We start from the raw sequence: 10,114 nt of genomic DNA on the forward strand, positions 1-10,114 counted from the left end.
GCCTCGGCGCGGGCGATCGCGGCGTCGGTCAGCTCGACGGCCGAAACCTCGCCCTTGCGGACCAGATCGGCGAGGCCCGCGGCATCTTCTTCCCAAAGGATCCGTTCGACCGACATGCGCGCTCCCCCCATCACTGAGGGCAAGCTAGCCAGTGGCGATTCCATTGGCAATCGGTCGACGGACCCGGGCTGGCGACACATAAAAGCCTAGGCGTGCACAAGGTTATTTCCGCCGTTGCAAATACATTGCAATCGCCTAACTTGCCGCAGATGACGCCGCAGGACATCACCAAGCTGATCGTCCGGACTTCGATGAAGGATCGGGCCGCGTTCGATCTGCTTTACCGGCAGACCAGCGCGAAACTTTTTGGCGTCTGTCTTCGTGTATTGAACGACCGGGGAGATGCGGAAGAAGCGCTACAGGAAGTCTTCGTCAAGATATGGACGAAGGCGGATCGTTTTGCCGTCTCCGATCTAAGCCCGATCTCCTGGCTGGTGGCAATTGCGCGCAATCATGCGATCGATCGCATACGAGCGCGGCGCAGGCCTGCCGCCGACATCGATGCCGCGCTCGACGTGGCCGATCCGGCGCCGGGGCCTGAAGCGATGGCGGTGGCGGGCGACGAATCCGAACGTATCCACCATTGTCTCGATGAGTTGGAGAAGGACCGGGCAGCCGCCGTCCGGGGCGCCTATCTCAAGGGCGAGAGCTATGCCGAACTGGCGGAGCGCCATGGCGTGCCGCTGAACACGATGCGGACATGGCTGCGCCGCAGCCTGTTGAAACTCAGAGAATGTCTGGAAAGATGACGCTGGCAGAAGACACCGGACCGGAACGTGGAGGCGACGACCTGCTCGCCGCCGAATACGTTCTCGGCGTGCTCGATGCCGACGAACGCCAGATCGTCGCCCGCCGCATCGATGCGGATACGGTTTTTGCTCGTCTTGTCGAGGGATGGGAGGTCCGTCTCTCACCGCTGGCCGCCGCCTACCCGGAAATCGAGCCGCCGGTTTCGGTGAAGACCGCGGTCGACCGCCGGCTGTTCGCGAACGCTGCCGCCGTGACCACGCCCGCCGAATCGCGCGGCGGCCTGTGGTCCAGCCTCGCTTTCTGGCGCGGCCTTGCCGCGGCTGCGGTTGCGGCACTGGCGATTTACATTGCCGTGCCAGTCCTCAACCCGCCGGTCGAGGAGCCGCAGGCGCGCCTCGTCGCTTCGCTGGCCGCCGAAGGCAGCGACGTCAGATATCTTGCCGTCTACGACGCCGCGCATCACGAAGTCGGCCTGTCGCATGTCTCCGGTGAGCGTGCTTCCGGCAAGGACTTCGAGCTGTGGATGATCGAGGGCAAGAACCCGCCGGTCTCGATGGGCGTCATTCCGACCGGTGCTACGGCACATATCGTCGTCTCACCGGCGGCCCAGCAGAAGCTTGCCCAGGGCGCGGTGCTTGCCGTCAGCCTCGAGCCGTCAGGCGGTTCGCCGACCGGACAGCCGACCGGACCGGTGGTCGCCGCCGGCGACCTGAAGAGCATCTGACCGGCTCTTGGCGTCGCCAGACTCAAAATAGAGTACCTGAAGTGTATCTCCCACCTTCCACGTCCGTAGACAGCATGGTAGCCGGCAAGCCGTTGCGTGGCAAAATCTCTTCGGCATCCCGGGCAAAATAAAAAATAAGAATATTTCTGAAACTCCCGCACTTCTGTTCCGTATCTCCTCGCGTCCCCAAAAATGGGAAGAGAAAACCCGAGGAGTTTGACATCATGCGCAGATACGCCACCCTTTTGCTCGCCGGTACGATCGCCGTTTCGGCCCTTGCCACCGCCGCCTATGCCGAAAACCCGATGGTTGGCGGCGCCGCGATGTATGCTAACAAAAACATCGTCGAGAACGCCGTGAACTCGAAGGACCACACCACGCTGGTCGCCGCCGTGAAGGCCGCCGGCCTTGTCGAAACGCTGCAGGGCGCCGGTCCGTTCACCGTGTTCGCTCCGACCAACGAAGCCTTCGCGGCTCTTCCGGCCGGGACGGTCGAGACGCTGCTCAAGCCTGAAAACAAGGACAAGCTCACCAAGATCCTGACCTGCCATGTCATCGGCGCCAAGGCGATGGGGGCGGATGTCGCCGCGATGGCCAAGGCTGACGGCGGCGCCCACAAGGTCAAGACGGTCGGCGGCTGCGAGCTGTCGCTCAAGGCCGACGGCGGCAAGGTCACCGTCACCGACGAGAACGGCAATGTCGCCAATGTGACGATCGCCGATGTCGAACAGTCCAATGGCGTCATCCACGTCATCGACAAGGTTCTTTTGCCGAAGATGTAACAAGGGGATTGCTGCCGGCGAACTGGCAGCAAGGGCCCTCCGTCGATTGCACGATCCCGCTCCCGTGATCCGCAATTGACCCGCGCACTCCGCGCCGCCCATATTCGGATGTGGGAGGGCGCGGAGTGTTCGTTCGAGGGGGCTACCGTCACCGGCTTTTGATTTCCGCGCGGCGGTATAGTTTGGCAAAAGGACATCAGGAGGAACCGGTCATGAACCGTCGCGACTTTCTTTTGAGCGGTGCCGCCGCCATCGGCGTCGTCGGGGCCGCAGCAACGATGCTGCGCATGGGCGATCCGCAGGCAGCACAGGCCGCCGAAAAATTCGAAGTCACCAAGACCGACGCCGAGTGGAAAGCCATCCTGTCGCCGGCCGCCTTCGACGTGCTGCGCAAGGAAGGCACGGAGTATCCCGGCACCAGCCCGCTGCTCAACGAACACCGTAAGGGCATCTTCGCCTGTGCCGGCTGCGACCTGCCGGTCTATTCGTCGGAGACGAAATTCGATTCCGGCACCGGGTGGCCGAGCTTCTGGCAAGAGATCCCCAAGGCTATCGGCACGACCGTGGACCGCTCGCTCGGCATGACGCGCACCGAGGCGCATTGCCGCCGCTGCGGCGGCCATCTCGGCCACGTCTTCGACGACGGTCCGGCGCCGACCGGCCTGCGCCACTGCATCAACGGCGTCGCGCTGACCTTCGAGCCCACCACAGCCTGACAAATTCCAACTGGATATGAAAAACTCCGGGCTTGCGGCCCGGAGTTTTTTGCGCGGTCAGAGCTTTTTCGGGCGTGGACTGGAGGAGCTTCCCGAAACAGCTGCCCACGTATCTCTGTCTTGTCGCAATTCCTAAGGGAAAGCGCTGCGCGCTTTTCCCGGGAAAACCGCCTTACACTTTTCCTGGAATTGCTCCGGTATCAGTGGCCGCCGCCACCACCTCCACCCGCCGCCGCGGCCGGCTTGCGGATCAACATGGTGAACAGGCCAAGCGTCGCAAACAGCACCGTCAGCATGAAGAACACATCCATGAAGGACAGCAGCGCCGCCTGCTGCTGGACCATGCCCGACAGCTTGGAGATGGCGGCACTTGTCGCGTCCAGGCCGGGGGTTTGCTCGAAATTGAGCGTCATGTTCTGCAGCTTGGTCTGCGCGGCTTCACTGCCCCATTGCACATGCTCGGAGAGCCTTGCGTAGTGGAAGGCATTGCGGTCGATCAGCACGGTGTTGATCAGTGCGAGGCCAACCGCACCGCCAAGGTTGCGGGTGAGATTGAACAGGCCGGACGCATTCTTCAGCCGCTCGGGCGGCAAGGTGCCGAGCGCGATGTTGTTGATCGGCACCATGCACAGCATCATCGAACAGCCGCGCAGGATCTGCGGGATGAGCAACTCGTAGAAATCCCAGTCGGCGGTCAGATGCGTCATCCACCAGGTGCCGGTGGCGAAGCCGAAGAAGCCGATCATCATCATCAGCCGCGGGTCCATCTTGTTCGACAGGATGCCCGAGATCGGCGCGGTGAAGAACATGGCCAGGCCGCTGACGAACAGCGCCTCGCCGATCATCATCGAATCGTAGCCACGGATGCGCCCGAGATACACCGGGTAGAGATAGGTCAGGCCGTAAAGGCCGATGCCGATGACGAAGGAGAACAGCGAGCCGAAGGCGAAGTTGATGTTGGTGAAGGCCTTCAGGTCGACGATCGGCTCCTCGGCGGTGAACACCCGCCAGAAGAACAGCACCGCGCCGATGGTCATGACGATGGCGCAGATGAAGACGCCCTGGTCCTGCAGCCAGTCATTGTTGGGGCCTTCCTCGAGCACATATTCCATGCAGCCCAGGAAAGCCGCCATGCCGGCGAGGCCCCACCAGTCGAACTTGCTGAACAGCTTGAGGTTGGGCTTGTCGAAGTCGATCAGCGTCCAGGCCGCCGCTGTCACCAGGATGCCGGGCACGACATTGACCAGGAACAGCCAGTGCCAGGACATGGCATGGCTGATATAGCCGCCGACAGTCGGGCCGATGGTCGGCGCCAACGTCGCCACCAGGCCGATCATCGGCGAGACGAAGGCGCGGCGCGAGGGCGGGAAGATGGTGAAGGCAGCGGCGAAGACGCTCGGTATCATGCCGCCGCCGATGAAGCCCTGGACGGCGCGGTAGACAATCATCTGGTCGATGTTGGTGGCAGTCGCCGCCAGCGCACTGGCCGCGGTGAAGCCCGCCGCCGAGATCGTGAACAGCACGCGCGTCGACAGCATCCGGCTGAGGAAGCCCGACAGCGGGATCATCACCACTTCGGCGATCAGATAGGCGGTCTGCACCCACGGGATTTCGTCGGAGCTGGCGCTCAGGCCGGCCTGGATTTCCGACAGCGAGGCGGAGACGATCTGAATGTCCAGGATGGCCATGAACATGCCGAACACCATCGCCAGGAAAGCGATGACGCGCCGCGTCGAAATGGTGTCAGGCACAGCCGGCCTCGCCGGCGGTGCTCCTGCTGTCAGGGTTGCGGTTGCCATGGCATTGCTCCCCGGCAGCCGCTCAGTTCGACGCTGCCGCTGATGCCGACCCGGATGGGGCGGTACGGCTGTCGACGGCGACGATGACGCTCAGGCCGGCGCGCAGTTTGCCGCTCTTCAGGACATCTGCCGGCACATCGATACGGACCGGAACGCGCTGCACGACCTTGGTGAAGTTGCCGGTGGCGTTTTCGGGCGGCAGCAGCGAGAACACGGCACCCGAAGCCGGCGCCAGCGACGAGACGGTTCCCTCGAAGTCCTGGCCGTCGGTCGCATCGACCGAGATCTTCACCTTCTCTCCGGGCACCAGCCGGGCAAGCTGCGTCTCCTTGAAGTTGGCGACGATGTAGAGCTTGTCCATCGGCACGATGACGGCGAGCTTCTGGCCGGGGCTGACAAGGTCGCCCTGTTCGACCGAGCGGTTGCCGACGATGCCGTCATAAGGCGCCTTGAGCACGGTGAAGGAAAGATCGCGCAGCGCCTTGTCATGGCTGAGCTGCAGGGACGCCAGCGTGCTCGCCGATTCCGCGCGTTGCGCCTGCAGCACGCCGATATTGGCCTGCGCGGCGGCGATCGTCGCGTCGGCGCCGACAAGGGCGGCATCGGCCTGCTGGACCGCCGTCTGGGCGTCGTCCAGCTGCGCCTGCGTGCCGACATGGGTCTTGAGCAGTTGCGAGGCGCGCGCCGCGACCTTGGCCGCATTGTCGGCGGCGGCCTGGTCGGCGACCTTCTGCGCCTGCGCCTGCTGCAGCGAGGCGCGCGCTGCTTCAGTCTGGGCGTCGATACGGTCGAGCGTCTTGCTCAAGGTGGCGATCTGCGCCTCGGCCTGGGCGACGGCAATCTTGTAATCGCCGTCATCGACGACGAGCAGCGGATCGCCGGCCTTGACCTGCTGGTTCTCGCTGACCTTGACCTGATCGACATAGCCGGAGATCTTGGGCGAGATGAACGCCATGTCGGCCTGGACATAGGCATCGTCCGTGGAGATCATGAAGCGGCCCGTTGTCCAGTAGTCGTAACCATACCAGGCGCCGGCGCCCAGCAAAGCGGCGCCGATGACCGGCAGCAGGAAGGAACGCACCGAACGCTTCTTCTTGGCCGGAGCCTCTGCCGGTGGCGACGAGACAGGCTGGACAGGCACTTCCGGGGCTTCCGTCGCCGGCGCAACCTTGGCGTTGGGAAAGGGACGGACTTCGGCAGTGGTCGGCGCGTTCGAGGACATGACATCTCTCTAAAGTTATAATATAATACTGAACCGTTCGGTTCGATCCGGCCGTTGACATAGCGCGTAAAGAGGACCATATCAAGGGCAATCGAACCGCTTGGTTCGAATTATTTTCGAGGTGTGACTTTCATGGCCGAGACCCCGCCCAATGTTGAAAACGAGTCGTGCGACGACCTGTTGGAAAGCTTGCGTCGTGGCCGCCCGGCCGCGGGGCAGGATCCGGTCAAGCGCAGCCAGATCATCGACGGCGCCCGTCGTGTCTTCATCGACAAGGGCTTCGAAGCCGCCTCGATGAACGACATCACCCGCGAGGCCGGTGTCTCCAAGGGTACGATCTACGTCTATTTCGCCAACAAGGAAGAGCTGTTCGAAGCGCTGATCGAGGAAGAGCGCGGCACCATCTTCAAGAACATGTATGACGTGCTGGACAATGCCGACAACCTGCGCGAGACGCTGGTGAAGTTCGGCAAGGTGCTGGCCCTCAAGATCACGTCGGCCAAGGTGATCCAGGCGCAGCGCACGGTGATCGGTGCATCCGACCGGATACCCGACATGGGCGCGCGGTTTTACGAGCGCGGTCCCAAGCGTGGCCACGACAAGGTCGCGGCCTTTCTCAATGCCGCCATCGAGCGCGACCTGCTGCGCATCGACGATGTCGATCTTGCCGCCTATCAGTTCACCGAACTGTGCCTGGCCGGTCTGTTCCGCCAGTGCATCTTCGCCTACCGCACCAAAGCCCCGAGCCAGGACGAGATCGACCGCATCGTCAGGTCAGGCGTCAGCATGTTCCTCAAGGCATACGGCACCGAAAGGCTTGTGGCGGAAGAAGGCCACCAGACGATTGCTATCGAGGCCAAGCCGTAGGCCATGCTCTAAGCTGTGGATGCTTAGCCGCCATTGGCGGCAAGCACGATGGCCGCCTGCAATTCCTGGAGGCCCTCGGCTTTTTCCGAAGACGTCGCCAGAACGAACGGGAACGCCGCCGGCCGCTTCTTGATCTTTGCCAGCGTCTCCTCGATCAGCCTCGGCACGCCGGCAGTCTTGATCTTGTCGGTCTTGGTCAGCACGATCTGGTAGGACACCGCCGCCTTGTCGAGCAGCGACAGCACTTCGTCGTCCTTGGCCTTGATGCCGTGGCGGGCGTCGATCAGCACATAGACGCGCTTCAGCGTGACGCGGCCCTTGAGATAGTCGAAGACCAGCTTGGTCCACTCGTCGACCTTCTCCTTCGGCGCGGTGGCATAGCCATAGCCGGGCATGTCGACCAGCGCCAAGGGCGGCAGGTCGGCGCCCTCACCCGAAAATCCGTCCGGCACGAAATAGTTGAGCTCCTGCGTGCGCCCCGGCGTGTTGGAGGTGCGCGCCAGCCCCTTCTGGTTGACCAGCGCGTTGATCAGCGACGACTTGCCGACATTCGAGCGGCCGGCAAAGGCGATTTCCGGCGGCCCTTCAGGCGGCAGGAATTTCATGGCCGGCACGCCGCGGATGAAGATCCACCCTCGCGTAAACAGTTCGGTGCCGATTATGCTGCTGTTCAGAGCGTTCAAGCTGCTGCCTCCAGAAGAGAGATATCGGCGCCCCGGATAGCATCGAGGTTGCGACTGACCTTGTCCACCGGCCAGTCCCACCACGCCACCGCCAGCAGCCGCCTGATTGTCCGGTCGTCGAAACGCATCTTCACCACCTTGGCCGCATTGCCGGCGACGATCGCATAGGGCGGCACGTCGTGCGTCACCACCGATTTCGCGGCGATGATGGCGCCGTGGCCGATTTCCACCCCGGGCAAGATCACCGCCTCCATGCCGATCCAGACGTCGCTGCCGACAATGGTGTCGCCGCGCACTTCCTTCGACCACGTCGCCGGGTCAAAACCCTTTTCCCAGCCATGGCCAAAGATATTGAACGGATAGGTCGAAAAGCCGGACATAGCATGGTTGGCGCCGTTCATCATGAAGCGCGCGCCCTCGGCGATGGCGCAGAACCGACCGATGATCAGCTTGTCGCCGATGAAGGGATAGTGGTGCAGGACGCATTTTTCGGCGAATTTGTCGGGGCCGTCCGGATCGTCATAGTAGGTGAAGTCGCCGATCTCGATGTTCGGCGCATTCACCAGCCCCTTGAGGAAGCCGACGCGGGTATGCATCGGGATCGGGTGCTTGATGTCTGGGTTGGGTCCGTCCATGTCGAAATCCGTCAGAGAAATGGCAGCCAGGCACATCCGAAACTCGAATGCGCCCGTTCAAAATAGCGTGATCCGCCCTATAGCACCAATCGGGCGACGAGCGAGCTTTCCTTGACGGCCTTGCTCATTTGCCGCCGCGACAGATCACGATCGGATCGGACATTGCGCTGTCGAAACCGCTGCCCTGATAGACGGTGACGTTCGCCGCGCCGGGCGGCAGCATGAAGCTGCCTTCGACGATTTTCTGGTCTCCGGCCAGCATGTGGAGAGCCCAGCTATAGGTGCAAAACTGAGGCGGCGCCTGGGGTTCGACGTGGCTGCAGTTCAATTGCGCGCCACCCAGCATCGCGGCGCCGCCGCAGCTGACGGCGTCCTTTGCGAGCGCAAGGCCCGGCCATCCCGCGATGGCCGCCACGGTCACGATCTTCAGCCAATTCATCGTCCTATCCTTGCCCGGCAACAGCCTGCTACCTGAGCCTTTTTATGGTGTCGCAGCACATGCGTCATTTTTTCCAGGCGGGCTTAGTCCGTCTTGCGCACCGCGTCCAGCGGGATTATGTGCATGATGATAATAAGCATGCTCACTAAAAGTTGCGCCTTAGAACCTCAGTACCTTCCATGCCATCGTCACCCAACATCAGCTTCGTGCTGCACGATGTCGCGCGCCTGCTTCGAAAGCGGTTCGAGCAGAGGTCGCGGGCATCGGGGCTGACCCGCGCCCAGTGGCAGGTGCTCGCCTATCTCTGCCTGCATGAGGGCATCCACCAGAACAAACTGGCCGATCTTATCGAGATCACGCCGATCACGCTCGCCCGGCTGCTCGATAAGATGGAGGCACGCGGCTTCATCGAGCGCCGGCCCAATCCCGCTGACCGCCGGGCATGGCTGCTCTACCTGAAGCCGCAAGCTTATCCGCTCATTGAAGCCATGCGCACCAATGGGCAGAAGACGCGGGACGAGGCCTTTGTCGGTCTTTCCGCGGATGCCCAGCTGCATCTGCTGCAAACCCTATCCCTCATCAAATCCAATCTGCTCGCGGCTTGCACCCAGCCTGCCGCCGACCGGGAGAAAACACATGGCTGAATCAACCTCACCAAAGAAGCCTGTCGAAGAAGACGGATCCTCCGCCGGCCGGGCGCACGACCAGATCATCCGACTGGACAGCGAACGCGAACAAAGGCGAGCCGGCACCCTCATCGGCAATGACGAACTCGAAGCACCGGTCGCCCTGGAGCCGGCCGCGCTCGAGGCGCCGTCCAAGGAGCCACGGCAGGCCGGGGTTGCGGTGGCGCCGCCGGCGCCGGTCAAGCCCAAGCGCGGCCGGGCACGGCCGATCCTGTTTGCCCTGCTTCCGGTCGCGCTGGTCGTCGGCGGCTATTACTACGTCATCGGCGGCCAGGTCATGACGACCGACAACGCCTACATCCAGGCGCAGTCGCTCGGCGTTTCCACCGATGTCTCCGGCACTGTGTCCGAGATCGACGTGCACGAGAACGAGGCGGTGAAGAAGGACCAGGTGCTTTTCCGGCTGCGGCCGGCCTCTTTCGAAACCGCTCTTGCCGCCGCCCAGGCGCAGCTCGGCACTGTGCGCAACCAGGTGCTGACCTTGCAGGCGAGCTACCAGCAGTCGCAGGCGCTGATCGAGCAGGCGCAGGCCGACATCCCCTATTACGAGGCCGCTTTCCAGCGCCAGCAGGATCTGCTCAAGACCTCCACCTCCTCCAAGGCGACCTTCGACAGCGCCCAGCACGACCTCGTCGCCGCCCGCCAGAAAGTGTCCGTTGCCCAGGCGCAGGCACAGGCGACGCTTGCCCAGCTTGGCGGCGACGAGGTCGTGCTGGGCGCTGTCGAAGGTCGCCTTGGAGGAGGTGGAGGT

The 10,114-nt window shown here is 63.0% G+C and carries 12 protein-coding genes; 7 read left to right on the forward strand and 5 right to left on the reverse strand.

The features are described from left to right. The first annotated feature begins 269 nt into the window (after window positions 1–269). The 4 genes from EN749_RS21855 (at window position 270) to msrB (ending at window position 3,032) form a co-directional block, all read left to right on the forward strand. Window positions 270–809, forward strand: a complete 540-nt coding sequence (locus tag EN749_RS21855; RefSeq protein ID WP_127267227.1) for a sigma-70 family RNA polymerase sigma factor — start codon at window positions 270–272, stop codon at window positions 807–809. Continuing rightward, the gene (locus tag EN749_RS21860; RefSeq protein ID WP_127267218.1) at window positions 806–1,534 is read left to right on the forward strand and encodes an anti-sigma factor; all 729 of its coding nucleotides are present in this window, start codon (window positions 806–808) and stop codon (window positions 1,532–1,534) included. The genes EN749_RS21855 and EN749_RS21860 overlap by 4 nt, the downstream gene beginning before the upstream one ends. 224 nt (window positions 1,535–1,758) lie before the next feature. Beyond that, window positions 1,759–2,316, forward strand: coding sequence for a fasciclin domain-containing protein (locus EN749_RS21865; RefSeq protein ID WP_027040113.1), 558 nt, complete (start codon window positions 1,759–1,761; stop codon window positions 2,314–2,316). 212 nt (window positions 2,317–2,528) lie between these two features. Then, window positions 2,529–3,032: a peptide-methionine (R)-S-oxide reductase MsrB gene (msrB, locus tag EN749_RS21870; protein ID WP_127808375.1), complete on the forward strand. Its 504-nt coding sequence runs from the start codon at window positions 2,529–2,531 to the stop codon at window positions 3,030–3,032. Between the two features lie 200 nt (window positions 3,033–3,232). Here the strand turns inward: msrB and EN749_RS21875 are convergent, their stop codons facing one another. Both EN749_RS21875 and EN749_RS21880 read right to left on the reverse strand, forming a co-directional pair. Next, complete coding sequence (locus EN749_RS21875; protein WP_127808376.1) at window positions 3,233–4,831, reverse strand: DHA2 family efflux MFS transporter permease subunit; 1,599 nt, start codon at window positions 4,829–4,831, stop codon at window positions 3,233–3,235. Between the two features lie 22 nt (window positions 4,832–4,853). After that, the gene (locus EN749_RS21880; RefSeq protein ID WP_127808377.1) at window positions 4,854–6,053 is read right to left on the reverse strand and encodes an HlyD family secretion protein; all 1,200 of its coding nucleotides are present in this window, start codon (window positions 6,051–6,053) and stop codon (window positions 4,854–4,856) included. 132 nt (window positions 6,054–6,185) lie between these two features. Between EN749_RS21880 and EN749_RS21885 the strand changes: the two genes are divergently transcribed. After that, the gene (locus tag EN749_RS21885) at window positions 6,186–6,920 is read left to right on the forward strand and encodes a TetR/AcrR family transcriptional regulator (RefSeq protein WP_127380942.1); all 735 of its coding nucleotides are present in this window, start codon (window positions 6,186–6,188) and stop codon (window positions 6,918–6,920) included. A 23-nt stretch (window positions 6,921–6,943) separates the two neighbouring features. Here the strand turns inward: EN749_RS21885 and yihA are convergent, their stop codons facing one another. From yihA to EN749_RS21900, 3 genes are all read right to left on the reverse strand, one after another. Continuing rightward, window positions 6,944–7,603, reverse strand: a complete 660-nt coding sequence (gene yihA / locus EN749_RS21890; RefSeq protein ID WP_024502094.1) for a ribosome biogenesis GTP-binding protein YihA/YsxC — start codon at window positions 7,601–7,603, stop codon at window positions 6,944–6,946. Next, on the reverse strand, window positions 7,600–8,238 hold the full coding sequence (locus tag EN749_RS21895) for a CatB-related O-acetyltransferase (RefSeq protein WP_164873738.1): 639 nt from the start codon (window positions 8,236–8,238) through the stop codon (window positions 7,600–7,602). The genes yihA and EN749_RS21895 overlap by 4 nt, the downstream gene beginning before the upstream one ends. 124 nt (window positions 8,239–8,362) lie before the next feature. Beyond that, window positions 8,363–8,677, reverse strand: a complete 315-nt coding sequence (locus EN749_RS21900) for a hypothetical protein (protein ID WP_128363944.1) — start codon at window positions 8,675–8,677, stop codon at window positions 8,363–8,365. A 179-nt stretch (window positions 8,678–8,856) separates the two neighbouring features. Between EN749_RS21900 and EN749_RS21905 the strand changes: the two genes are divergently transcribed. Both EN749_RS21905 and EN749_RS21910 read left to right on the forward strand, forming a co-directional pair. After that, a complete protein-coding gene (locus EN749_RS21905; protein ID WP_128363945.1) occupies window positions 8,857–9,321 on the forward strand; it encodes a MarR family transcriptional regulator in 465 nt (154 codons plus the stop codon). Beyond that, a partial coding sequence (locus EN749_RS21910; protein WP_128363946.1) for a biotin/lipoyl-binding protein occupies window positions 9,314–10,114 on the forward strand: 801 nt, incomplete at its 3' end. The genes EN749_RS21905 and EN749_RS21910, both read left to right, overlap by 8 nt.

Origin of the sequence: Mesorhizobium sp. M7A.F.Ca.ET.027.02.1.1 (genome assembly GCF_004022985.1) — a bacterium.
Classification (GTDB): domain Bacteria; phylum Pseudomonadota; class Alphaproteobacteria; order Rhizobiales; family Rhizobiaceae; genus Mesorhizobium.

What these genes read in the sequence shown, in the direction of transcription:
- EN749_RS21860 (WP_127267218.1), top strand. Translation starts at nt 806, where the DNA reads ATGACGCTGGCAGAAGACACCGGACCGGAACGTGGAGGCGACGACCTG.
- EN749_RS21865 (WP_027040113.1), top strand. Translation starts at nt 1,759, where the DNA reads ATGCGCAGATACGCCACCCTTTTGCTCGCCGGTACGATCGCCGTTTCG.
- EN749_RS21885 (WP_127380942.1), top strand. Translation starts at nt 6,186, where the DNA reads ATGGCCGAGACCCCGCCCAATGTTGAAAACGAGTCGTGCGACGACCTG.
- EN749_RS21905 (WP_128363945.1), top strand. Translation starts at nt 8,857, where the DNA reads ATGCCATCGTCACCCAACATCAGCTTCGTGCTGCACGATGTCGCGCGC.
- msrB (WP_127808375.1), top strand. Translation starts at nt 2,529, where the DNA reads ATGAACCGTCGCGACTTTCTTTTGAGCGGTGCCGCCGCCATCGGCGTC.
- EN749_RS21875 (WP_127808376.1), bottom strand. Translation starts at nt 4,831, where the DNA reads ATGGCAACCGCAACCCTGACAGCAGGAGCACCGCCGGCGAGGCCGGCT.
- EN749_RS21855 (WP_127267227.1), top strand. Translation starts at nt 270, where the DNA reads ATGACGCCGCAGGACATCACCAAGCTGATCGTCCGGACTTCGATGAAG.
- EN749_RS21900 (WP_128363944.1), bottom strand. Translation starts at nt 8,677, where the DNA reads ATGAATTGGCTGAAGATCGTGACCGTGGCGGCCATCGCGGGATGGCCG.
- EN749_RS21880 (WP_127808377.1), bottom strand. Translation starts at nt 6,053, where the DNA reads ATGTCCTCGAACGCGCCGACCACTGCCGAAGTCCGTCCCTTTCCCAAC.
- EN749_RS21895 (WP_164873738.1), bottom strand. Translation starts at nt 8,238, where the DNA reads ATGGACGGACCCAACCCAGACATCAAGCACCCGATCCCGATGCATACC.